This window comes from Arthrobacter sp. 001422645, assembly GCF_059816125.1.
Map to the genome: position 1 here is coordinate 16,798 of NZ_JCBANT010000002.1, position 23,689 is coordinate 40,486.

The 23,689-nt window shown below is 65.9% G+C and carries 21 protein-coding genes and 1 pseudogene; 11 read left to right on the forward strand and 11 right to left on the reverse strand.

Annotated features, from left to right (window positions below; all coding sequences use genetic code 11):
- Nucleotides 1-7: 7 nt before the first annotated feature.
- Both AC6EUH_RS03410 and AC6EUH_RS03415 read right to left on the reverse strand, forming a co-directional pair.
- The gene (locus AC6EUH_RS03410) at nt 8-454 is read right to left on the reverse strand and encodes an NUDIX domain-containing protein (RefSeq protein ID WP_499737807.1); all 447 of its coding nucleotides are present in this window, start codon (nt 452-454) and stop codon (nt 8-10) included.
- Nucleotides 451-699 (reverse strand): GNAT family N-acetyltransferase, encoded by a 249-nt coding sequence (locus tag AC6EUH_RS03415; protein ID WP_056428545.1) that lies wholly within the window; start codon nt 697-699, stop codon nt 451-453. The genes AC6EUH_RS03410 and AC6EUH_RS03415 overlap by 4 nt, the downstream gene beginning before the upstream one ends.
- Nucleotides 700-817: 118 nt before the next feature.
- On the opposite strand from AC6EUH_RS03415, the gene AC6EUH_RS03420 reads away from it, so the two are divergent.
- Complete coding sequence (locus AC6EUH_RS03420; protein WP_056428542.1) at nt 818-1,054, forward strand: hypothetical protein; 237 nt, start codon at nt 818-820, stop codon at nt 1,052-1,054.
- A 103-nt stretch (nt 1,055-1,157) separates the two neighbouring features.
- On the opposite strand, the gene AC6EUH_RS03425 is transcribed toward AC6EUH_RS03420, so the two are convergent.
- Nucleotides 1,158-2,444 carry an MFS transporter gene (locus tag AC6EUH_RS03425; RefSeq protein WP_499737808.1) on the reverse strand — a complete coding sequence of 429 codons (1,287 nt, stop codon included), beginning with the start codon at nt 2,442-2,444 and terminating at the stop codon, nt 1,158-1,160.
- 22 nt (nt 2,445-2,466) lie between these two features.
- Entirely contained in the window at nt 2,467-3,705 is a 1,239-nt protein-coding gene (locus AC6EUH_RS03430; protein WP_056428535.1) for a M20 metallopeptidase family protein, read from the reverse strand.
- Nucleotides 3,706-3,844: 139 nt separating this feature from the next.
- Between AC6EUH_RS03430 and AC6EUH_RS03435 the strand changes: the two genes are divergently transcribed.
- The 6 genes and pseudogenes from AC6EUH_RS03435 to AC6EUH_RS03460 all read left to right on the forward strand — a co-directional run bounded on the left by AC6EUH_RS03435 (nt 3,845) and on the right by AC6EUH_RS03460 (nt 9,951).
- Nucleotides 3,845-4,879, forward strand: coding sequence for an Lrp/AsnC family transcriptional regulator (locus tag AC6EUH_RS03435; RefSeq protein ID WP_056428533.1), 1,035 nt, complete (start codon nt 3,845-3,847; stop codon nt 4,877-4,879).
- A gap of 294 nt (nt 4,880-5,173) precedes the next feature.
- A pseudogene (locus AC6EUH_RS03440) lies at nt 5,174-5,438 on the forward strand (GntR family transcriptional regulator); the annotation flags it as partial.
- Nucleotides 5,439-5,494: 56 nt separating this feature from the next.
- A complete protein-coding gene (locus AC6EUH_RS03445; RefSeq protein WP_499737809.1) occupies nt 5,495-6,067 on the forward strand; it encodes a GNAT family N-acetyltransferase in 573 nt (190 codons plus the stop codon).
- 263 nt (nt 6,068-6,330) lie between these two features.
- Nucleotides 6,331-7,731, forward strand: a complete 1,401-nt coding sequence (locus AC6EUH_RS03450) for an MFS transporter (protein ID WP_499737810.1) — start codon at nt 6,331-6,333, stop codon at nt 7,729-7,731.
- Between the two features lie 56 nt (nt 7,732-7,787).
- The gene (locus AC6EUH_RS03455) at nt 7,788-9,047 is read left to right on the forward strand and encodes an aminopeptidase P family protein (protein WP_499737811.1); all 1,260 of its coding nucleotides are present in this window, start codon (nt 7,788-7,790) and stop codon (nt 9,045-9,047) included.
- 79 nt (nt 9,048-9,126) lie between these two features.
- Complete coding sequence (locus AC6EUH_RS03460) at nt 9,127-9,951, forward strand: IclR family transcriptional regulator (RefSeq protein WP_499737812.1); 825 nt, start codon at nt 9,127-9,129, stop codon at nt 9,949-9,951.
- Between the two features lie 16 nt (nt 9,952-9,967).
- Here the strand turns inward: AC6EUH_RS03460 and AC6EUH_RS03465 are convergent, their stop codons facing one another.
- Nucleotides 9,968-11,539: a PucR family transcriptional regulator gene (locus AC6EUH_RS03465; RefSeq protein ID WP_499737813.1), complete on the reverse strand. Its 1,572-nt coding sequence runs from the start codon at nt 11,537-11,539 to the stop codon at nt 9,968-9,970.
- Between the two features lie 124 nt (nt 11,540-11,663).
- Between AC6EUH_RS03465 and AC6EUH_RS03470 the strand changes: the two genes are divergently transcribed.
- The 3 genes from AC6EUH_RS03470 (at nt 11,664) to AC6EUH_RS03480 (ending at nt 14,749) form a co-directional block, all read left to right on the forward strand.
- Nucleotides 11,664-13,181 (forward strand): purine-cytosine permease family protein, encoded by a 1,518-nt coding sequence (locus AC6EUH_RS03470; RefSeq protein WP_499737814.1) that lies wholly within the window; start codon nt 11,664-11,666, stop codon nt 13,179-13,181.
- Nucleotides 13,182-13,209: 28 nt separating this feature from the next.
- Nucleotides 13,210-14,013, forward strand: coding sequence for a creatininase (locus tag AC6EUH_RS03475; RefSeq protein ID WP_499737815.1), 804 nt, complete (start codon nt 13,210-13,212; stop codon nt 14,011-14,013).
- Between the two features lie 148 nt (nt 14,014-14,161).
- On the forward strand, nt 14,162-14,749 hold the full coding sequence (locus AC6EUH_RS03480; protein ID WP_056428509.1) for a TetR/AcrR family transcriptional regulator: 588 nt from the start codon (nt 14,162-14,164) through the stop codon (nt 14,747-14,749).
- A 27-nt stretch (nt 14,750-14,776) separates the two neighbouring features.
- Here AC6EUH_RS03480 and AC6EUH_RS03485 read toward each other — a convergent pair whose 3' ends face one another.
- From AC6EUH_RS03485 to AC6EUH_RS03510, 6 genes are all read right to left on the reverse strand, one after another.
- The gene (locus tag AC6EUH_RS03485; protein WP_499737816.1) at nt 14,777-16,516 is read right to left on the reverse strand and encodes a CocE/NonD family hydrolase; all 1,740 of its coding nucleotides are present in this window, start codon (nt 16,514-16,516) and stop codon (nt 14,777-14,779) included.
- Nucleotides 16,509-17,477, reverse strand: coding sequence for an MBL fold metallo-hydrolase (locus AC6EUH_RS03490; protein ID WP_499737817.1), 969 nt, complete (start codon nt 17,475-17,477; stop codon nt 16,509-16,511). The genes AC6EUH_RS03485 and AC6EUH_RS03490 overlap by 8 nt, the downstream gene beginning before the upstream one ends.
- Complete coding sequence (locus AC6EUH_RS03495) at nt 17,474-18,406, reverse strand: alpha/beta hydrolase (RefSeq protein ID WP_499737818.1); 933 nt, start codon at nt 18,404-18,406, stop codon at nt 17,474-17,476. Before AC6EUH_RS03495 ends, AC6EUH_RS03490 begins: the two co-directional genes overlap by 4 nt.
- A gap of 5 nt (nt 18,407-18,411) precedes the next feature.
- On the reverse strand, nt 18,412-19,551 hold the full coding sequence (locus tag AC6EUH_RS03500) for an FAD-dependent oxidoreductase (protein ID WP_499737819.1): 1,140 nt from the start codon (nt 19,549-19,551) through the stop codon (nt 18,412-18,414).
- A gap of 81 nt (nt 19,552-19,632) precedes the next feature.
- On the reverse strand, nt 19,633-20,586 hold the full coding sequence (locus tag AC6EUH_RS03505) for a phosphotriesterase family protein (protein WP_056428493.1): 954 nt from the start codon (nt 20,584-20,586) through the stop codon (nt 19,633-19,635).
- Between the two features lie 55 nt (nt 20,587-20,641).
- A complete protein-coding gene (locus AC6EUH_RS03510) occupies nt 20,642-21,652 on the reverse strand; it encodes a phosphotriesterase family protein (protein WP_499737820.1) in 1,011 nt (336 codons plus the stop codon).
- Nucleotides 21,653-21,964: 312 nt separating this feature from the next.
- Between AC6EUH_RS03510 and AC6EUH_RS03515 the strand changes: the two genes are divergently transcribed.
- On the forward strand, nt 21,965-23,686 hold the full coding sequence (locus AC6EUH_RS03515; RefSeq protein ID WP_499737821.1) for an MFS transporter: 1,722 nt from the start codon (nt 21,965-21,967) through the stop codon (nt 23,684-23,686).
- The last annotated feature ends 3 nt before the right edge of the window (nt 23,687-23,689 follow it).

The following is a 23,689-nucleotide window of genomic DNA, read 5'->3' on the forward strand; positions in this document are numbered from 1 at the left end:
AACCGGTTCAAGGCAAGAACTTCGCCTGCATCTGGCGCGGGGCGGGCGTGCTCCGGTAAAGCTGCTTCAGGAGGGCGAAGTAAGCGTGATGTGCGAGGTCGAGTTCGAGGGCCTGGATTGGGGTGAACCACCGTATATCGTCGTGTTCATCCCGGGCCAGGTTCTCCGGAGCGCCTGACCACTCGGTGATTACCCACCCGGACAGTGCCAACCCGTCGGTTGCGCCGCGGTTGTCGTGGATACTGAACGTCGGCGCATCCTCGGGGACGACTATGCGGATATTGACCTCTTCGAGGAGCTCCCGGGCCAGGGCCTCGCCGGCCGTTTCGCCATCCTCGATGTGGCCTCCAGGAAAATCCCACTTGGCCGGGTACCACTGCAATGATGGGCGCCGGTGGCACATCAGAACGCCCAGCGGGCCGACCAGTGCGCCGACTGCGATGCGGTGGGTCATGGCGTCTGCCGACCACACCGGGGTCCGGTGCGCAGGTCCAGCGTGAAACCTGGATAGTCGGGGAAGTCCCCAACGCGATCGGCCGGGAAGCCCAGCGCTTCGTAGAAGGCAACCGCGGAGGGGCTTGCCTGCCAGTCAAGGACCATAGCGTGGGGCCGGGCCCCCGCCCATCCGAAGATATAGTCCATCAGAGCTTGGCCCGCGCCGGTCCGGCGCGCGTCGGGATCCACAAAGAGGTCATGCACGCTGGTTGTCCCGATTCCTGATCAGCATACGGTCAACTTCCGTCACGGTGACCGTGGTGCCGCGGTAGCTGGTTCGGCCGGACTATCAGCGGCTGTCGGGGCATGACAGACTGCGGGCATGAGCATGGAGCAATGGTGGCCGAAGCTGAATCCCTCAACGCGGGAATGGCTGATTGACAACAACGGCGACGCAGTTCCGGCCGAGACGCTCGTTGAGATTGCGGATGCTGGCGGGTCTGTAGCATCCGGCGACTGGTGGGTGGGGGAAAACGGGCCCTCAGGGTTCCATTTTTCGGACGAAGCCGTGGACTGGATTGAAGCTGTGGGCAACGGAGAGACACCCCGCAGTCGCTGAAAGTCTTCAGGGAAATTGGCCTTCAACCCGCGAAGTGCCCCCTGGCCTGCAAAGGTAGGGGGCACTTCGTGGAGTCCGGAACGGCCCGGACGAGCCGTTGCAACTAGTGCGTCAGGTCCTTGCCTTTCGTCTCCGGGATGGTGAAGACGAACAGCGCGCTGACCAGCAGCAGCACTACGGCGTACACGTTGAACACGTTGGCGAGGCCGAGGGTGCCGAGCCAGGTCTGCAGGTACGGGGCGGTCCCGCCGAACACGGCCACGCAGATGGAGTACGGGACGCCGACGCCGATGGTCCGGATGCTGGTAGGGAACAGTTCCGCGTAGACGGCCGGAACAATCGCGGCGCTGGCGGCGATGAAGATCAGCATGACTGACATGGCCACGGCCAGCTGCCAGGCTGAATCCTTCAGCAGCCAAGTCATGGGGAAGTGCATGACGGCACTGCCGGCGGCGCCGGCCCAAAGGACCTTTTTGCGGCCGATCCGGTCGGACAGCTTGCCCCAGACGGGCAGGGCGGCAATGAACACGATGTTGGCGATCACGCTGGCCCAGAGGGTTTCCCCGCGATCGATCTTCAGGGTGGTGGCGGCGTAGCTCGGGGCCACAACGCCCCAGATGTAGTAGATCACCGTCAGGCCCACCGTCAGCCCGATGACCTGGAGGGCCTGCTTGCGGTGCTTCACGATCTGCGGCCAGATCGGCGCGCGCTTCTCGGAAGCCGTTTCGCCTTCGAAGGCCTCGGTCTCGTGCAGCTTGGAGCGCATGATCAACGCGTACAGGCCCATGGCGGCGCCGACCAGGAAGGGCACACGCCAGCCCCAGTCATTCATGGCCTCGGTGCTCAGCGTCATGTTGAGAATGGCGCCCAGCAGGGTGCCGGCCAGGATTCCCACCGTGCCCGAGGTGTAGATCAGGGTGGCCCACAGCCCGCGCTTCTCTTTCGGGGCCACCTCGGAGAGGTACGTCTGCGACGACGGCAGCTCGCCGCCGTGGGCCAGGCCCTGGATCAGCCGGGCGACCAGGAGCATCAGTGACGCCCAGACGCCGATGGTGGCGAAGGACGGCGCGACGCCGATCATGAGGCTGCCCAGCGACGCGAGGCCGACGGCGAGCGTCATAGAGGTCTTGCGGCCCACCCGATCGCCGATCCAGCCGAACAGGAAGCCCCCGACCGGACGCGCCACAAAGCCGACGGCGAAGATCGCCAGCGTTGCCAGCACCGCCGAGGCGGGATCCGCCTTGCTGAACAGCTGGCTGGCGATGAACGGCGTGAACGTGGCGTAGATGGCCCAGTCGTACCATTCGACGGCGTTCCCGATGCCGGTGCCGAGGAGCGTCTTCCGCGTGGCCGCCCGGTGGGCTAGCTGCGGGTCAATGATGGTGGTCATGATTTCTCCGAAAGATCTAGGGCTATGAAGCGAGGGGCGAGGGGTGGCCGGCCGCCAGTGCTGCGATCCGGGAAATGGCGAGCTCCGCGTACAGCGCCGCGCCGTCGGTGAGGACGCCGTCGTCGAACGTGGCGTAGGGGGAGTGGTTGAACGCGGTGGCGGTGTGGTCCGCTCCGGGGGCGACGGCACTGAGTCCGATAAAGGTGCCGGGCACCTCGTCCATCACCCGGGAGAAGTCCTCGGATCCGCTGAGCGGCGTGGCCCAACGCGTCAGCCTGGACTCGCCAAACAGGTTCTGGATGGTCTTCTCCGCAGTGAGGGTCTCGTTTTCGTCCGTGATGCTCAGCGGATATTCGGGACGGTATTCGACGTCCACCTCCAGGCCGTGGGCGTGGGCGATGCCCTTCAGGAGGGTGGGGACGGCGGTCATCATCCGTTCGCGGGAGGCGTGGGAGAACGTTCGGACGGTCGCTTCGATGCGTGCCGTTTCGGGGATGACGTTGCGTGCGGTGCCGGCCCGCAGGACGCCGACGGTCAGGACGACGGGGTCGAACATGTTGAACTGCCGAGTGATCATGACCTGCAGGGCGGTCACCATTTCGGCGGCTGCGGTGACGGGGTCCTTGGCCGTGTGGGGGGCGGAGCCGTGGCCCCCGGCGCCCAGGATGGTGACAAACAGCCCGTCCGAGGCGCTGAGCATCACCCCGGGCTTGGTGGCGAACTGGCCGTACGGCTCCAGGGAGGAGAACACGTGCATGCCGTAGGCGGCGTCCGCGCGGCGGCCCGCGGCATCCAGGACCCCCTCGCGGATCATGTGGCCCGCGCCGTCGTGGCCCTCCTCGCCGGGCTGGAACATCAGCACGACGTCGCCGGCCAGCTGCCCGCGGCGTTCGGCGAGCAAGGTGGCCGCCCCAGCCAGCATCGAGGTGTGGAGATCGTGGCCGCAGGCGTGCATGGCACCGTCGATCCGGGAGGTGAAGTCGACGCCGGTGCGTTCCTGGACGGGAAGGCCATCCATGTCCGCGCGCAGCAGGACCACGGGTTTGTCGGCTGAAGTGTGCGGTGCGCCGCCGCGCAGAACTGCGGTGACCGACGTCGTGGTTTCGCCGAGGGTGATTTCGTACGGCAGGCCGTCGAGGGCCTTGAGAACTTTCTCCTGGGTGCGCGGGAGGTGAAGGCCGATCTCCGGTTCCTGATGCAACTCGTGGCGCAGCCGGATGATGTGGCTCTGGAGTTCCCTGGCATCGGCGGTGACCGACATATGTTTCCCTCTTTCCGAACGGTTGGTAGGTGCCTTACAACCATTGTGGAGTGACTGGTGTCACAGCTGGAGGAATGGCTGGAAAAATGCAAAACTAGGATAGTTAGAGCAGGAATCATTCAGTGACAGCGGGGGCCCGGTGGAGATCAGCGAGGAAGACCTCAGGCTCATCAATGCACTGCAGATCGCGCCGCGGATCAGCTGGTCGGATGCCGCCGGCATTCTGGGCGTCCACGCGACCACCCTGGCTGCCCGCTGGGAACGGCTCAGGGCCTCCGGTGCAGCCTGGAGCACCGCTCACCTGATGGGCGACCCGAAGCAGATGTGCCTGGCGCTGGTTGATGTGGACTGCGACATGAGGCTGCGGGCCGAGGTGACGGCCGCGCTGGCAGCCATCCCGGAAGTGGTCACAGTGGAAGAAGCGGCCAGCAACCGCGACCTCATGCTGACCGTCATCACTCCCACGCTGTCACGGTTCAGCGACATCGTCGTGGAGCAGCTCAAGGAGATCCCGGGCCTGACCAAGTACCAGACGGCGCTGTGCACCCGGCTGCACTCCGGCGGGTACGCGTGGCGGCTCAACGTCCTGGACAAATCGCAGCTGGCCGCCCTTCAGGCCCTGGCCGGGCCCGAAGCGGCCGGCCCGGCAACCCCTGCACACCAGGGTGCGCCGTTGCCTCAGAGTCACCTGGACCTGATCCCGTTCCTGGCCAGGGACGGGCGTGCGGCGGCTGCGGATATTGCCCGCGCCCTGGGACGCAGCCCCGCCACGGTCCAGCGCCAGCTGAACCGGGTTCTGGCCAGTCGGGTTCTGTCGTTCCGGTGTGAAATCGCCCAGAAGTACTCGGGGTTTCCGGTCAGCTGCCAGTGGTTCGCCAACGTTCCGCCGGGACAGCACGAAGCGGCCGCCGCCGAGCTGCGCAGTTTCCGCAACGTGAGGCTCACTGCGTCCACCACCGGCCGCACCAACTTCGTGATCCTGATGTGGCTGCATTCCCTGGCGGAGGTCCTCAACGCCGAACAGGCACTCCAGCAGCGGATCCCCGGAATCGAGCTCGTGGAAAGCGTGGTGGTGCTCAACACTGCCAAGCGGGTCGGTTGGATGCTGAACCCGGATTCGACCGCGACCGGGGCCGTGGTGGTGCCGGCTGCCGAGCTGGCCCCGACCGCCTGAGGCGCGGGGGAGCCGGGCCTTCGCCGAATGTGGCTTTAGCTGTTCTTCTTCCAGCGCTTCGGCCACTTCGCGTTGAACAGCAGCAGCCCCAGCAGGAGCGCGTCAATGGTCATGATCGCGGCCATAAGGTAGGCCCAGCCGATCATCATGTGGTGCTCACCGCCAATCGGCGGCACGAAGAGTGGGGGTGCATCAGAATGCCCATGACAATCTCCTGACTCGGATTCCCCCCCCGGCCACTCGATAGTTTTCCCAGTGTGCCACGGCGCCGCCCCGGATGGAACGGCGCGTGACGCCACCAATGTGGATTTCACGGAACTGGCCGACGTCTCTGAGATCCGGGAGCTGCTCGAGCCGCTGGCGACGCGCCGCGCGGCCACCCGGGCAAACGCACGCATCTTGTGCCTCGTCCTGGACAAGGTGCCCTCGGTGAGCGGCCACATCACCGAGCACGTGGAGCTGCTCAAGGCGGTGGCCCCGGGGGACGCCGACCAAGGCGGCCGAACTGGCTCTGCACCACGTCACGAGCTTCGAAGAGACCATCCGGAAGGTGCTCTAGGCGCGAGGCCTGTGTCGGGCGCAGAATCGGAATCGGAAACGAGAGGACTCTGCGCAATGGCCATCGAAGTCCGTCCGGCGACTCAGTTCGGGGATGTAGAGGCAGTAGTGGGCCCCAAACGGCCCGATGCCAACGTGTGCTGGTGCCTGAGCTACCGCATCCCCTCCAAGCAGAACCTGGAGTTGCGCGGCCCGGAGCGCGGGGAACTGGTCAGGCAGTTGACGGGCCAGGACCCGCCGCCCGGAGTGCTCGCGTACGACGGCGGTGAGGTGGTGGGCTGGGCGGCTGTCCATCCGCGCGCCGACACCAGCTTTGCCCGCAACCGCAAGATCCCCCACGTGGACGACCTCGACGTGTGGTCTGTGTGGTGCATCCGGGTGCGGCCCGGGCATCGCGGCAGGGGAATCTCCCATCAGCTGTTGAAGGGCGCCGTCGACTTCGCCCGCAGCTACGGCGCGCCGGCCATCGAAGGCTACCCGGTGGACAATCAGGGCCACCACGTGGACCTCACCATGGCCTACGTGGGAACCCGGAAGCTCTTCGAAGAGGCTGGGTTCATCATGGTTTCCGGCACCGACTCCGTGCTCAACGGCTTTCCCCGCGTGCTGATGCGCTGGGACCTTCAGTGAGGCACGGCCGAGCCACACTCCCCGTGTACGAGGCCAAGGCGGACATGACGCTCCCGTAGGCACCTTCCCCGACGCTGCAACCATGTTTCGTTCAGTGCAACGGATTTCACGTCGGCTCGCTCGCTCGTAACCCCTGGGGAGCCGCCGCCGCTGCCTTTAATTTGCGGTTCGGAAATACAAAAGCATTGACTGTGTCTCACGTCACGCCTAATCTAGTGCAACAGCGTTGCACTGAATGCAACCCCAAAACCTTTGGTGGATACATGAGTAACGAAACTTCCTCCCCCGCCACACTTGCGGGACCGAGCGGCCCGGAGTCGAATAGCGGGCATGGCGGTAGTTCGTCCGCCCAATCAACGTTGAACGGCCCAGCAGACCCTGGCGACGGCGTCAGCAAGGAAACGCGCCGCCGGGTGATCGCGGCGAGCTTTATCGGAAATTTTGTGGAGTGGTTTGACTACGCCGTGTACGGCTACCTGGCCGTTACTATCGCGGCGGTATTCTTCCCCGAGTCAGATCCCCAGACCGGGCTTCTGCTCACCTTCGCTCTGTTTGCGATCTCGTTCCTGGTCCGGCCCCTCGGAGGCTTCGTGTGGGGCCACATCGGAGACCGCGTCGGGCGCCGGACTGCCCTTTCCCTGTCCATCCTGATCATGTCCGGAGCGACGTTCTGCATCGCGCTGATTCCGGGCTACGACACGATCGGCATCTGGGCTCCGATCCTGCTCCTGATCATCCGCGTCGCCCAGGGCTTCTCAGCCTCCGGTGAATACGCCGGCGCCTCCGCATTCCTCGTGGAGTACGCCCCCGCCAACAAGCGCGGCCTCTACGCAGCCGTCGTGCCGGCAAGCACCGCGGCGGGCCTGCTTCTGGGCTCCCTGCTCGCGGGCCTGCTGACCACTCTGCTCAGCTCCGAGGCGATGCAGAGCTGGGGGTGGCGTCTGCCTTTCCTCCTTGCGGCCCCGATGGGCCTGATCGGGCGCTACATCCGCACCAAGCTCGAAGACACGCCTGTATTCCGAGAGCTCGCAGCAGAGGACCAGACCATTAAGGCCCCCGTTTTCGGGCTCTTCCGCAATCACTGGCGGCTGCTGCTGAAGGCCGTCGGCGCGGTGCTGCTCAACGCCGTCGGCTTCTACGTGATCCTCAGCTACATGCCGACCTACCTGTCCTCCGAGCTTGGCCTCGGGGCAACCGAATCCTTCCTCGCAACCACCATCGCGCTGTTGACGTACATCGGATTCATTTTCCTCACCGGAATGCTCTCAGACCGCTACGGCCGCAAGAAGGTGCTCATCGCCGCATCCATCAGCTTCATCGTGCTGACCGTGCCCGCCTTCGCCCTGCTGGGAACTGGAAGCTTCCTCGTCATCGTCCTGGTCCAGATCCTGCTGGGCGCCATGCTCACCCTCAATGACGGCACTCTGCCCAGCTTCCTCGCGGAAATGTTCCCCACCCGTGTCCGCTACAGCGGCTTCGCGGTCAGCTTCAACCTCTCCAACGCGCTTTTCGGCGGCACCGCGCCCTTCATGGCCACCCTCCTGATCGCCGCCACGGGCAACGACCTTGCTCCGGCCTGGTACCTGGTCGCGGCCGCAATCATTTCCCTGATTGCAGTCGCACTTTCCCGCGAGACCAGCAAGGAACCACTGACCCACGGGTAAAACAACCCGTTCCAACTTTCCCCCTGAAGAAATCATCGAAGAAAGGCACCACCAAAATGACCATCACTACATCCGACAACGCTTCGTCCATCGCCGAGCTGGAGCGCCTCAAGGTCCTGAACAACGGCAAGAAGGTCAGCCTCACGTTCTCCGATGCCGAGTTTGAGCGCCGGCTGTCCGGCCTGCGCCGGATCATGGCGGAGAAGAGCCTGGACGCCGTCGTCCTGACGAGCTACCACTCCATCAAGTACTACTCCGACTTCCTTTTCACCTACTTCGGCCGCTCCTACGCCATGGTGGTCACCAAGGATGACACCGTGACTGTCACGGCCAACATCGACGCCGGCATGCCTTGGCGCCGCAGCTACGGCGACAACGTGGTCTACACGGACTGGCGCCGCGACAACTACATCTTCGCCATCCAGGAGGTGCTGCGCACCCGCGGCATTAACCCGCGCCGGATCGGCGTCGAAGATGATTCGCTCCCGCTGGACAACCGCAACAAGATCCGGGCGGCGTTTGAGTCGGCCACCCTGGTGGACGTCGCCCAGGCCGCCATGCGCCAGCGGATGATCAAATCGGCCGAAGAGATCGAGGTCATCAAGCACGGGGCCCGCATCGGTGATCTGGGCGGCGAGGCCATCCGCAACGCCATCACCGCCGGGATCACCGAATACGAGGTCGCCCTGATCGGCACTGAAGCGATGGTCCACGAAATCGCCCGGACCTTCCCGAACTCGGAAATCCGCGACACCTGGGTCTGGTTCCAGTCCGGCATCAACACCGACGGCGCCCACAACTGGGCCACCACCCGCAAGATCCAGGAACACGACATCCTGTCCCTGAACTGCTTTCCCATGACCTCCGGCTACTACACGGCCCTGGAGCGCACCCTGTTCTACGGCGAGCCCGATGCGCGCTCGCTCGAGCTGTGGAACATCAACGTCGAAGTCCACAAGCGCGGCCTTGAACTCATCAAGCCGGGTGCGGTCTGCAAGGACATCGCCGCTGAACTGAATGAGATCTACGTGGGCCACGGACTGCTGGCCAACCGGACCTTCGGGTATGGTCACTCCTTCGGCGTCCTCAGCCACTACTACGGCCGGGAGGCCGGACTCGAGCTCCGCGAGGACATCGACACCGTGCTGGAACCGGGCATGGTGGTCTCCATGGAACCAATGATCACCGTGCTGGACGGACAGCCCGGCGCCGGCGGCTACCGCGAGCACGACATCCTGGTGGTCGGCGAGGACGGGGCCGAGAACATCACCAAGTTCCCCTTCGGCCCGGAATACAACATCGTGGGCGCCGCCTGACCATCCCGACCGGCAAGGAAGCGGCGCCACGTCCCACGTGGCGCCGCTTTCGTCCCCTGTACGGAATGATGGGATCACCATGAGTCCAGAAGAATCCCCTGACACCAACGGAAACGGCGACACGAAGGGCACCTCCGTCATCGTCAACGCCATCGCAGTGCTGCGGTCTTTCACCGCCGATGAACCGCTGCTTGGGGTCACCGAGATCGCCAACCGGGTCGGCCTGCACAAGAGCACGGTGTCCCGCATCCTGTCCACCTTCGAGCAGGAGCACCTGGTGGAACGGGACCCGGAAACGCGCCGTTTCCGCCTGGGCCTGGGCCTGATCGCCGTTGCCGGCCCGTTGCTCGCGGAACTCGAGGAACGCCGCGTGGCCTACCCGGTCCTGCGCGAACTCACCGAACAGACCGGCGAAACCAGCGCCCTGATGGTCTGGAACGGCAACGAATCGATGTGCGTGGAGCAAATCGCCAGCCACCACCAAATCAAGCACACCACTCCGCTGGGAGCCCGGTACCGGGACACCATGAGTGCGTCCGTCCAGGTCTTCCTGTCGGCCGAACCGGCCGAGCGGGTCCGCGCCCTGCTCCGCAGCGGAACCATCACCTATCCGGGGCTGGACGATGCCGGCCTGGATAACTACCAGGCCAAACTCGGCGACGTAGCCCGCCGGGGCTGGGCCATCAACTACGGGGAATCATCCATCGACGAAGTCGGCGTGGCCGCGCCCGTTTACGATCACCGTGGCGACGTCGTGGCCGCCGTCCTTATCCCGGCCCCCCGGTTCCGTGTGTCCCGCGAGCGACTGCAAAGCCTGGGTGAGGCGTGTGCCGCGGCTGCGCATCAGGTCACTACACGCCTGGGCGGACGTCCGCCCGGAAACCCGGAACGCGGCCCGAGCTAAAGGGCGGGCGGGAGCGTCAGGCGAGCTTCGCCAACCGGGCGGCCAAATGCAATGCCGCGAGCCGTCCCGTGTCCCGCGGGTCACCGCCGCACAGGTCGAAGATCCGCCGCAGCCGCTGATGCATGGACTGCCGCTCCACGTGAAGCTCGCGGGCGGCGTGGGCGGTATTGCACCCGCAGTCCAGCCACGTAGCCAGGGTGTCGAGCAGCCGCGAATTGCGTTGTGCGTCGTGGTCCAGGAGCGCACCCAGCTGCCGGCGTACGAAGTTCCGTCGCTGGTCCGGGTCCAGGGCCTGAACGGCGAGACGTTCGACGGCGAACGCCTCGGCGTCGATGACGGGACTGTATGCGCCGTCGGCTCCCGGCCGGGCGTGCCGAGGAGAGTCCGCCAGTTCCAGGGTAAGCTTGGCCTCGGCCACTGACCAGGGAGCATCCGCAATTCCGGCCACCACCGGACCTACCGCAGCCAGCGTCCCGGCCATGGCGGGCAGCTCCATCAGTCCGGCCAGGAGCCCCTGCCGGCTCGCTTCCGAAGCTTCTCCGGCCAGGCTGGCCACTGCCAGCAGCTCGGCGTTGTCGACATAGGTTGCGTGGGACCGCGCTGTCCGGGCCAGATGCTGCTCCACCGACGTCCGCAGCTGTTGTGAGATCTCCGACCGCACCACCATGGCGACCAGTGGGGCGGAGGCCGGAATTCCGGCTGCTAAGGCCAACTGCTGAAGCCGCCAGGGCTGGCTGCCGGAATCAATCGCACGCATCAGCGCAGCTCCCGCCACCTCCCGCAGCCCGGGCGACATCCGCTGCAGCATGGCCAGCGCCAGAATATCCACGGAGCGTTTCCCCGCCGTCCGGGCCAGGTTCTCGTCCTCGCCCGGCGGGACACGGAGCAACAGTTGCGCCGCCAGGATTCCGCGTACCGGAACGTCGATGTGGATCAGGCGTGCATGGTCCGCCAGCGTGGGCGCGGACTCCGCCGTCGAGCCGGCAGCGAAGGCGGCGTCATGCGCGTCGGGCGCGTCGCGCGCCGGCGCTGCGCTGGCCAGGGTCGCGCCCGTGAGCGACACCAGGGTCACCTCAGCGTGGGTGATGCCGGCGAGTACGGCCAGGATCCGGTCCAGGCTGCCTCCGTGCGCCAGTTCAACGGCCATCGCGTGGCTGGCCTCATCTGCCTGCCGCAACTGGGAAACCGACTCGCTCACGAGCGACGAGTTGATCGCCTGCATAACACTGACAAACGGCACCACTTTGCGAAGCTCGATCAGGGGAAGGCCCGCTGCTTCGGCAGCCGACACCATCGAGGACGGGAGCGACGGGAGGGCGACGCCGGTTTCGATGGCTAAGGCGGCCACGCCCCGCTCCGCCAGCTGGCGGATGTAGGTGATGCGCCGCTCCTCGGAAGCAAGTGCGAGGGCTTCGCCGCCCGTCAGCAGGAGTTCCCCGCCGTCAAGTAACGGGGCGATGTCCAGAATCTCACTTGAGTGGATCCACCGGAGCTGGGTTCTGGCAGCGTTGCCTGCCCCCGCCCGGATGACGGGATCGGCGGCCGTGAGGGTCGGGTGGTTGAGCACATCCTGAAGACGTATTGGCATGACACTCCGTCGCGTAAGGCAAGTATTAACTAGACACATCATATATAGGCGGATGTGGCATGTGCCACATAATCTTGAAGGACCCCACTCACTCACGGAGGCTCCAATGCGTGAAGAACCCCCTATGATTTCCGCCACCCCCGCACCGGCGGCCGGCGAAGACTGCGAAGCCTGGCTTCAGCCCATTCCCGAATCCCAGCGGACCCGGAAAGTCTCCGGCCAGTTCTGGATCTGGGCCGGCGCCAACCTCGCCCCGATCAACTGGGTGCTTGGCGCCCTCGGCATCCACCTCGGCCTCGGCTTCGCCGACACCGTCACCGTTCTGGTTTTGGGGAACCTGATCGGCATGCTGCTCTTCGGCTGCTTCGTGCTGCTGGGGCAGAAGACGGGGGCAACCGGCATGGTCCTGGCCCGGGCCGCCTTTGGCCGTCGCGGAAACTACCTTCCGGCAGCCATCCAGGCCCTGCTGGTCATCGGCTGGTGCGCGGTCAACACCTGGATCATCCTGGACCTGGTGATGGCGCTGTTCGGCACCCTCGGCTGGGTGGACCCGACGGCCCATAACTACGCCTGGAAAATCGGCGTCGCCACGGCCATCATGGCCGCGCAGGTCGCCATCGCCTGGTTCGGCTACAAGGCCATTGCGGCCTTTGAAAAGTGGACCGTGCCGCCCACCATCATCATCCTCGCCGTGATGTCCGCCGTCGCGTGGTTCGGCATGAAGATCAACTGGTCCTACGCCGGGCCGGCCGGCAATATCCTCGAGGGCTCGGAGCGCATCGCCGCGATGAGCGCTGTTATGACCGCGATCGGCATCGGCTGGGGCATCACCTGGTTCACGTACGCCGCCGACTACTCCCGCTTCGTCAGCACCGAAGTGCCGAAGCGCAAGGTCTACCTGGCCTCGGTCCTGGGGCAGTTCATCCCCGTTGTCTGGCTCGGGATCCTGGGTGCCAGCCTGGCCACCAACAGCGGAGAGATCGACCCCGGCAAACTCATCGTCCAGAACTTCGGTGTGATGGCGCTCCCGGTTCTGCTGATGGTCCTGCACGGGCCGATCGCCACCAACATCCTGAACATTTACACCTTCTCGGTCGCGACGCAGGCCCTCGACATCACCATCAGCCGCCGCAAGCTCAACCTGTTCGTCGGTGTCTTCTCACTGGCCGCCGTTGTCTTCTTTATCTTCCAGGAGGACTTCGCCGCTGTCCTGGACGCGTGGCTGATCGGACTCGTAGCCTGGGTTGCCGCCTGGGGCGGTGTCATGCTGGTGCACTACTTCTGGATTGAGAAGCGCTGGCCCGGCGACCCGGCCCGGCTGTTCGACGCCGTCGGCACCAAGCGCCTGCCGGGCGTGAACCCCGCCGGCATCGCATCCCTGCTCATCGGCATCTTTGCCACCTGGCTGTTTATGTACGGGCTGGTACCGGCAATGCAGGGCCCCGTCGCCGTCGCCCTCGGCGGATGGGATCTGTCCTGGCTGGCCGGTGGACTGTCCAGTGCCACGGCCTACGCCCTGATGGGTCCGCGCTTCCACCGGAAGTTCCTGCAGGTGCCCGGCGCCGCGGAGGCGGCCCCCGTCTCTGAACTGCCCCGTGTGACAGACCTCCCCGCCGCCACAACCGCCCCCGTCGGCCTCTGACCAGCACTCATCAAGGAGCATCACCAGCATGGACAAGTCAGTATTTCTGGAAGACCTGGATGCCTTTGCCTACCGTGAAGCCTTGGCATCCGGGGAGACGATTGTTCTCATTCCCGTCGGGTCCCTGGAGCAGCACGGCCCTCACCTTCCACTGGGAACGGACACCATCCTGTCCTCCCACTTCGCGGAAGGGGTCGCCCGGCGGCTGGGAGCAATGGTTGCCCAGCCGATCGCCTACGGGTACAAGTCGCAGCAGAAGTCCGGCGGCGGCAACCACCTCCCGGGTACTGTCAGCCTTGATGGCGCCACCCTGATCGGCGTGGCGCGCAACCTGGTCAAGTCCTTCTTGAACCAGGGCGTCCGGCACGTGGTCTTCATCAACGGCCACTTCGAGAACTACCAGTTCCTGTACGAGGGAATCGACCTGGCCCTGGACGAGCTTGGGATTGAGCCCGGGGCACAGCAGAGCGTGCTTCTGCTGTCGTACTGGGACTTTGTCAGCCAGGACACGCTGTCGCAGGTCTACCCCGACGGCTTCCCGGGCTGGGACATCGAGCACGGCGGGGTCCTGGAAACCTCACTCATGCTCCACCTCGAACCGGCCCGGGTTGCCATGGACCGCCTGGTCGACGGTCCTGCCGCCGTCCTGCCGCGCTTTGACAGGCTCCCGGTGGTGCTGGAGCGGACCCCCGCCACCGGCTGCCTGTCATCGGCCGCGGGGTCCAGCGCAGCCAAAGGCGGTCTGCTGTACGGGCAGGTGGTTGGAGATCTGGCCGTCGAACTCGCAAGCGAACTGGTCCGTGAACCCACGGCCGCAGCTGTTCCGGCGTAGGGCACAACGATCCACAGGGCAACGCGATTCACACAGTAAACTCAGGCGCCGCGGGGAGACTTCCCCGCGGCGCCCTTCCTGTCACGGCGAAACTGCGCTCCTGCCAGGTACCTCTTCGGAGGAGGCCCGGCTGCACTAATCTGGGGGAGTGGCCAGCATTCGAGAAGCTCAAAAGCAGATGACCCGCCGATTGTTGCTCGAAAAAGGGCTGGAGCTTTTCGAGGAGAAGGGGTACGCCGCCACGACCGTGGATGACATCGCCGCCGCCGTCGGAACGACCCGGGCCACCTTCTACGCGCACTACCCGTCCAAGGCCCAGCTGATGCGGTCGCTGGTGGAGCGGTCCAACGAGATGCTGACCGAGGCGGACGTTCCGCCGTTGCATTCGGTGGTGGAGTCCGGGGACCGTGAGCTGATCAGGGTCTGGCTCGCCCGGAAATTTGACCAGTGGGCCGAAATCCGCCCCTACGTGGTGGCGGCGCACCAGGCCGCGGCGAGTGAACCGGATATCCAGGCGGCCCTGGACCAGTGGTTCGACACCGCGATCGATGACATGGTGGCCGGCTTGGAGCGGGCCGGGCGGTTTGATCCGTCCAGCCGCCGCGTGCGGTGCGCGCTGGCGTTCGGGGAACTGGAGTTCTTCTCCCGGCGCTGGATGCGGCTCGGCTGGACCGTGGACCGCGACATTTCGCTGGATTTGATGGTCGAGAACTGGTGCTTCCTGCTGGCTGAGTGAGCAGGAAGCACCAGGTGACCGGTGGGGTCAGCCCGCTGGGTCCCCGGCCGCCTTGTTCGTGGTGAACGGCAGCACCAGCCTGGACGGGTGGGCGGCGTCGCGGTAGATCTTATGCGTGACAGGCCGGCCCACGGGCAGGTGGAACGCGTCCGGCGGCAGCAGCGCGTTGTGTTCGTCTGCAAGCGGCTCGGCGTTGGACAGTTCCACCGTCAGGACGTGACCCGGCCTGAACGTGTTCGCGAACGGGTAGAGGCGCAGCACGTACTCCTCGATCTGCCCAGGCTCCACCGGAACGGTCCGGGTGTGCGGGTGGAACGGGTTGCCCTCGGTGGTCCGCCCGTCGAGTTCGCGGTGTGAGGCCTTGAGGTAACCGCTGGTGATCAGCTGGCGCTTGCCGTTGGGGGCGTAGTCCCACAGGCGCAGGATGAAATTTGTGTCCGGCTGGTCGATCGCGGCGAAAATGTGCGCGGCGCCGGTACCGATCATCTCCGTGTCCTCCTCGAACGGCGGGGTGGACCAGCTGATGATCTCCACCTTGTCTGTCACCGTCAGCGGCGCCTGGTAGAAGCCGTCCGGGGCGGCGTACTCGGCCCCCATCAGCTCCGGTTCGGTGGACAGCTTGTGGCGCGGGCGCAGGAAGAGGGACGTGTACTCGACGTCCTTCGGCGGCCACGAATCGGCGGTCACCAGCTCCCTGGAGCCCTCCACGAAGACGCTGACGGCGGGCTCGTCCATCACGCCGTTGTCGATGCCCTTGATCCAGTAGTCATACCAGCGGAACATCTTGTCGTGCTCTTCGATGAAGGGGCGCGACTGCATCGGGGGATAAGGGCCGATGTCCAGCTTCTTCGGGCCCTTCAGCTCGTTGAACAGCTCGATCGTGCCGTCCATGGTCCACCCGCGGCCCTGGTCGATCTGCAGCCACACTGGAATGTCGATGTTCGGGGCCAAGGTGATGGGGTTGCGCTCTTCGTACCAGTCGCCGTCGAGCTCGTTCATCACGATGTCGAACCATGCTTCGTGGTTCTTCGGATAGTTCAGGACGTGGACCAGGTTCGGCCACGCGGCGACGTCGGGATCCTCGAGGCGCTTGGCCACGAGCTTCTTCAGTTCCTCCGGCGAGTACTTTTCGATCATCCGGGACTTGACTCCGTCGGTGAACGCCCAGCCGGAGTCGCCGCCGCGGCCTTCGCGGGCAGCACGCGGCATGAACCACATCACGCCGCCGTGGTAGGTGGTCTCGTAGAAGTCGTAGTGGCCGCCGGAGACGAAGATCGCCTTCAGGTGCGGCGGGCGCTCGGCCGCGGCCAGCACCTGCATGGAGCCGAAGTAGGAGATGCCCACCATGCCCACATTGCCGTCGCACCAAGGCTGCTCGGCCACCCACTCAATGAAGTCGTACGCATCCTGGCCCAGCGAGACACCGCCGGCGTTGTAGTTGCCGATGTGCTCGCCGCCCGAGTGGCCGGAGCCGCGCAGGTCGCCGATGACGTGGACGTACTCCTCCTTGACGATGCGGGCAATGTCGCCGGCCTCGATGCAGCCGTCCCACATGGGGCTGGGGCGCCGCTGCGGCGGGGTGGTGAGGGCCAGCGCCTGCAGTTCCTTGCCGTAGGGGCTCAACGCCACCAGCGCCGGGCGCGGTTTGTCCTCAACGCCCTGGTAGGCGTCCGCGGCGAGCTCGACGCCGTCCCGCATCGGGACCCGGAGGTCCTTGCGGACGACGATCTTTTCCCCGCCGGCATTCAGTAACTGGAAGTCATCCATGAGTGCTGATCTCCTCATCTTCGGTCATGTGGTCGAATGTCGTGCGGTATCCGTTGAGCGTCGTGAAGAACGGGGACGGTTCCAGCGCGGGATCCCCCTCGTAGCCAAGCTCCTCGGCCACGCGGGCGAAGGGCGAGTAGGGCGAGTCTGAATCCTGCAGCCCGGCAGCCAGGCAGCCGCAGGCCGCACTGTTCACGCGGGACTCGATCTCCAGGCTGGCCTGGAGCGCTTCCCCGGCCTGCCCGGCGTCGAGCTCCACGCCGTAGGGTGTGCCGTCCGCGCGGCGATACGGGTGCCCCAGGTAGAGGTGCCGCGGACGGATCTCATCGCGGAGGTACCGCAGGCTGGCGCGGTAGCCCACCGGATCCACGAATCCGGGAAAACCGTTGGCCGCACCGTGGACCTGGACGGCATCGCCGACGAAAACGTCGTTTTGTCCGTCAACGACGTACGCCACGGAGCCGGGGGTATGGCCCGGAATCGAGTGGATGGAGACGGTGACGTCGCCGCCGAGCGAGATGGTCTCGCCGCCCTTCACCAGCATGGTGGGCTCCATCTCGCCCGAGATGACGGCATTCGTGGCGTCAGTCAGCTTCGCCTCGCCGTCGGGGTCATCCAGATACTGCGCCCGGCCGGCAAGGTATTCGTCCACGTGGGCCCGGCGCGAGCGCAACATCGGTGCATCCGCCTCGTGGATGACCACCTGCGCGCGCCGTCCGGTGAGCTCCCACAGGGCGTATGCGCCGCCGATGTGGTCGATATGGCCGTGGGTCAGCAGGATCCAACGGACGTCCTCGATCCGGCGGCCGATCGCCTCCAGTGCAGGCACCATGCCTTCGGCCGGCGAGGACGCGATCCCCGTGTCGACGATCGCCGGCTCCGGGGCGTCGATGAAGAAGCTGTAGAGACCGAACCTCCCCCAGGGGGAGACCAGGGGATAAACGGCGACCGACTCCGTCATTTCCGGGCGTTCCCGCCCAGAAAGGCGGCGGTCTGTTCGAACGCCCCGTAAAACTCCGGAATCCAGGAGAAGTTCTGGACGAAGCCGTGGTTGGCCCCCGCATAGCGGCGAACCGCCGCGTCCACGCCGGCTTCCCTCAGGCGCCGGCCGTAGAGCTCGCCCTCGTCGCGCAGCGGATCGTGCTCGGCGGTGATGATGAGTGCAGCCGGCAGACCGGCGAGGTCCGCCCTCTTGATGGGGGAGACGAGGGGATCCGCCGGATCCGCCCCGCTCTCAAGGTAGAAGGAGTTGAACGGCAGCAGTCCCGCCGTCTCCAGCCCGTAGCCTTCGCCGTTTTCCCGCAGCGAGGCGTAGCGGTCGACGTCGAAGTCCAGGTCCAGGGACGGGTAGAACAGGATCTGGTGCGTGATCTTGGCGAACCCGTCGTCGTGGGCCCTGGCGGTGACAGCGGCCACGAAGTTGCCGCCCGAGCTGTCGCCGGCGATGGCGAGGTTCTTTCCGTCCCACTTCAGGCCCGCGCCCTGTTCGGCGGCCCAGCGGACCACGCCGTAGCAGTCATCAAGGCCGGCCGGGAAGGAGGCTTCGGGGGCCAGACGGTAGCCGACCGAGATGACCTTGTAGCCGGATTCCCTGGCGAGGGAGCGAGCGACGTGGTCGTGGGTGTCCAGGCTGCCCAGGAAGAACGCGCCGCCGTGGAAATAGACCAGGATGCCGTAGGTGTCGGCCTCTGCCGGCGTGTAGATCCGCACCGGCACCTCGCCCGACGGCGTCACGGCCGTCGCGTCCTCGACGGTGTGGAGGGGGAGGCGCTCACCCGGCGGCGGGACCTGCGCAGCCTCCCCGGCGCGCATGGCGCCGGGGTCCAGGGGAGAACCAGCGGGTGCCGGCAACGTTGCCAAGATTTTGGCGATTTCAGGATGAATGGTCATGGCGTTCAGGCCTTTGCCGGTGCTGCCGCGCTGGCGGCGGGCTGTTGGGACTTGGGCTTCTGGCCCGGGAAGACGTCGTTGACCTCTTCCTCGGACCAGCCCTGGCGCGAGATGCGCTGCAGTTCATCCGTGACGGGTTTGCGGGTGGCCTGAAACAGCGCCAGTGCCTCCGGCACCGAGCCGGCCTCGGCCAGCGCATCGGCCAGTGCTCCGGCGTCCTCGATGGCGGAGTTCGCGCCCTGGCCCTGGTGGTGCAGCATGGAGTGCGCCGCATCGCCCATCAGGACAACGGAGTCGGTGTGCCAGCCGTCCACGGGGTCGATGTCGTAGACCGCACGGATGTTGACGGTGTCCATGTCCAGGCCGCGGGCAATCGCCACGATCCGCTCGTCGAAACCTTCCACCGTCCTCAGGAGTTCGTCCATCGTAATGACCGGCGCCCAGGTCCCGTCCGGATTCAGGGCGGTGATGTCGAAGGACATCTGGTTGCGGTGCCGCAGCGGCAGCAGATAGACCTTTGTGCCCCTGCCCATGTACATCCGCAGGTTGTCGTCGACCACCATCCCGTGGGCGTCGTCGGCGGAGATCACCACCCGGTAGGCGTGCTCGCCGGAGAACACCGGGCCCTTGTCGCTGAAGAGTTGCTCGCGCACCGCGGACTTGATGCCGTCGGCACCGACCACCAGGTCGGCTTCGACCGTCTTGCCGTTGGCGAAGGTCAGGACGGAGTGGCCGCCCTTGTCCTCGATGGTCTCCAGCCTGTGGCCAAGCTGCACCATGCCCTCGGGAAGCACGCCGAGAAGGGCCTCGATGAAGTCGCGGCGGTGGATGAGGTACGTCTGATTCTCGTCGCCGAACTCCGGCCACGTGTCCTTCATGATCGGCTCGCCGGTGGCCGTGAGGATTTCAAAGTAGTCGCTCGCCGAGCTCACCTTGGCGACCGCGTCGAAGATCCCCCACTGGCGGAACCGGGCCATGGTGGCAGGACGCAGGCCGATGCCGGCGCCCACCTCTCCCATCTGGGGAGCCTGCTCATAGACTGTGACGTCCGCACCGAGCAGGCTCAGGGCCTTGGCCGCCGCAGCGCCGCCGTAGCCTGCGCCGACGACGGCGATCTTGAGGTTCTTGATGTCTTCAGCCTTCATGGTTTCATCTCTTTCTTGACTCTTTCGTGGCCCGGGGCCATGCCTGGCGGAACGGGTAAGTTGTGGGTGCCTGTCCGCAGGTCAGGCGTTCAGCGACAGAAAGTCGGCCGGGTTGTCCTGCAGCAGGAGTTTGATGGTGGCGTCGTCGATGCCGGCGGTGCGCATGTCGGGGATCATGTCCTCGAAGATGTAGTTGATGGTGTGGCCCTTGACGCCCGGCCAACCCAGCGGGCTGCAATTGGCGTCGGCCGAGACGAGGAGCTTGTCCGCATAGCCCTTGTTCACCAGGTTGACGAAGTGCTCCATGCGTTCAGCGCGTTTGCGGCCCCAAAACGGCGGATCCGGCAGCTCGAGGTCGTAGCCGAAGGTGTCGAAGCCGATGCGGCCGCCCTGCTCGTAGATCCAATCATGCGGGGTGATCGGAGCGTTGAGGCCGTCGTCGGCGTGGCCGAAGAGCACGCGGTCCAGCGAAAGGCCCTCTTCGTTGAAGATGGTCACGGCCGGTTCGGGATCTATCGCCAGGTGGGTCAGGATCGGCGCGCCGGTGACGACGGCGGCGCGGGCCGCGGCCCGGTAGATCCGCTTGTCCAGGTCCGTCATGCGTCCGCCCCGGCTTACGCCGACCTTGATGACGCCGGCCTTTGAACCTGTGTTGCCGATGCCGACGGTGATCTCGTGGATGAACACCTTCGCGAGGTAGTCCACGGTGGCGCGGGAGAAGTGCGGCAGGGCTGTGTCGCCGCCGACGAAGCCGGTGCATGCCACGATGTGCACGCCCGTCTTGGCGGACAGGGACTTGTAGTAGTCCACGTCGCGGCCGTTGCAGATGCCCGTGGCGTCCACAAAGGTCCCGCCGCCGTTTTCGCGGAATTTCCGCAGTTTCGGCACGGTCTCCTCGTAGGCCTGCTCCGGCGACTTCCACCATGTGGTGTCCAGTTCGGAGCCGGGCATGCCGTACCCGATGTGTTCGTGGACCGCCACGATTTCCAGTTCTTCGGCCGGGATGGTTCCCAGCACGGTGTTGACCTTGGTCATTCGTTCACTCACCTCAGGGGTTCGAAAGTTTGTTGAGTGGGGGGCCGACGCGTTCCTAGCGAACGGTCAGCAGGTTGCGCGGGTTCTCCACGAGGATGCGCCGGGCGTCCTCGTCGCTCAGGCCGTGCGCCTTGAGGAAGGGCACGAACGTGGACACGACGTGGCTGAACGGCAGGTCGTAGTCAGGCTGTCCCTTGGCCACGCCGATCGAGTTGCCCGAGAGGATGATCTTGTCGGCATGGCCGGCCTTGACGAGCTCGAGCACAAGTTGGGCACGGTCATGGTCGGTGAGGTAGTCGGCGTGGTCGTTCAGGCCCACGTGGTCGATGCCGACGAACGCTCCGCGCCCAGCCACCTCGAGGGCGGCGCCGTTGGCGTCCTTGCGGTCGAGGCCGCCGACGAGCACCCGGTCGGCCCCGATCTGCTCGTCCAGCACGATGTCCAGATCGTGCAGGGCATCGGCGCCGAAGCGGATGGAGACCGGGACGCCGGTCTTCAAGGACGTTCTGGCCGCACCGCGGAACAGGCTTTCCTCGGTGGGGGTCATGCCGGCGCGGTCGGCCGTGGTGGTCACGAGCCCGGCGGCGCCGCGACGTTCAACGCGCGGAACCACCATGCCCTCGGTAACTTCCTTGCTGAAGAGGTCGGCGAACTTCTCGGCGGGCCACGGCGTCGGCGGGTTGGTCTGCGGCGTCAGGAAGTAGCCACCGAGCATCTCCTCCGGACCCATGCCCGTCGAGGCCACGATGTGCACCCCGGTTGAGCGCGACAGCGCCTCGTACAGTTTCACGTCGCGACCGTGGAACATGCCCGTGCTGTCCACGATCGTCCGTCCGCCGTGCTCGCGGAAGTCCTTGAGCTTCGCGGCCAGGGCCTCGAAGATCTCCGCCCGGTCCATGGAGATGTCGGGGGCGTACTGGGCTCCCGGCAGCACCGACAGCAAGGCCTCATGGACGGCAACCACACCCAAATCCGAGGCTGGGATGGGGCCAAGGACCGTGTTGACGGTTTGTCCGGTGGGGGCGTGGAACGTATCACCGGTGGCGACGGGTGGGGTGTGACTCACTGGCTTCTCCCTTGAAGATCGGTACTGGATGCAGGGGGCCGCGGAGCTTGACTGTGCCGGCGTCGCTCCGTTGCGGTGTAGTCAGCGTCACATGTTTCTTTACATCGTGTCAAGTGAATAGTCGCAATGTACATGAAAAGACCCCCAAAGCGCCTGCAAAGCCCACGGTCCGTTAAAACTCTTGACATCATGTAAATCTAATGGCCACAATGTGTGGAGCGCCACACCTGCCCCGGTTCAAGCCGATGTCCGGCAGGGCACCAGTCCCGGCGCAACACCGGAGAATCGACCGGAAACAAAGGAGTTTCATCGATGAGTCAGACCATTAAGGTGTCGAGCCGAGGCTCGGTACGGGCGACTTTCGTCGCCGCCTACAGCGCGGTCACCCTCGCACAGATCACCAACGCACTGCCGGGCGCCCTCAGCGGCACCTTTGCCGCGGAATTCCACACTTCGGGTGCAGGCCTGACGTGGATCGCGGGCATGTTCTTGATGGGGATCGTGGTGTTCGAGCTGAGCTGGGGGCTCCTGGGCGACCTGTTCGGGCGCAAGAAGCTGCTGTACGCCGGCGCTGCCCTAAGCGTCGTCGGCTCCGTCCTGGCTGCGCTGGCGCCGACGACCGAGATGATGATTTTCGCGCAGGCGGTCGGCGGCATCGCGGCCGGCATCCTCTTTCCCATCTCGCTGTCCATGATCGCGGCGATCACCCCGGACCACCGGGCGCGTGCCCGGGTTATCGCCACGTGGGCCGGGTTCCTGTCGCTCGGAGCCGTCATTTCACCCGTGCTCGCCGGCCTCACGGCCCAGTTTTTCACGGTGCCGGGCGCTGCACCCGGCGCGCCGAACGTGTTCAGCGGCTGGCGTGTGGCCTACCTCGTTGCGGCCGGCGTCGCCGTCGTTGTTCTCCTCGTCGCGCTCCGGGCGAAGGACTCCGCTGCTGCCCGGGGACGCAAACTCGACCTGCCCGGCCAGTTCACCCTTGCGCTCGGACTCATCGCCGTGCTCTTCGCGACCGTTCAGGCGGTCGACGCCGGGTTCGGCGCTTGGGATGTCATCGTGAGCTACGTCGTCGGCGGCCTGCTGTTGGTCCTATTCGTTGTCATCGAGACGCGCACCAAAGAGCCGCTCATCCACCTTTCGCTCTTCAAGAACAGCGCCTACTCGATCACCGGCGTCGTCGCGGTTACCGGCATGTTCGCCTTCCTGGCGATCTGCTTCAGCACCAGCGTCGCCGTCGGCGGTCTCGCCCTGGCCGAGACGTGGAAGGTCGGGGTGCTGTTCGTCTTCATCCAGGGTCCGGCGTTCGCCTTCATCCCGGTAGTGGGCTGGCTCATCCACCGCGTAGCGCCGCGCTGGGTGCTGACCTCGGGCTTCGCGTTGATGGCGGTCTCCGGCTATTGGCTCTCGACGTTCTCCCTGGGCGCGCCCGAGGCCTTCGGCGGTACGCCGTGGACGGCGTTCATTCCGCCGCTTCTGCTGCTGGGCATCGGCTTCGCGCTCACCGTTGGCTCCGTCACGTCGGTGGCGATCAACACCGTCCCGCCCCAGCACATCGGGATGGCCTCCGCGACGACGAACCTCCTGCGCGACCTTGGCTTCGCCCTCGGCCCGGTCATCGGCTCGGTTATCGCGTTCGGCATTGGCGCCTCGATCTTCGCGGCCCCGCTCGGCGGGATCCTGGGCGAGGCGGGGCTGCCCGCCACAGCCGTCGCCGGGCTCTCCCAGGTGCCGCCCCTGGGCTATCTCTCGGGCTGGGATGGCGTCATCGCGCAGTTCTCCGGCCAGGCGCTGGCCGGCGGCGCACCCGCCCCGGCCGTCGACGGCATGGTCCAGGCGCTCACGGCTGCGCAGCAGCAGATCCAAGGCGTGGCCGGGGCCTCGCTCGGCCAGGGCTTCCAAATGGTGTACCTCGTTGCTGCCATCGCGGCGGCCGCCTCCGCGATCCTCACCCTCTTCATCTCCGCTCGTTCCTCGGCGCCCGCGCCCGAGGCAGTCGCGGAGGCGACAGAGGAGAACGCCGAAGTGGCTGTCTGAGTC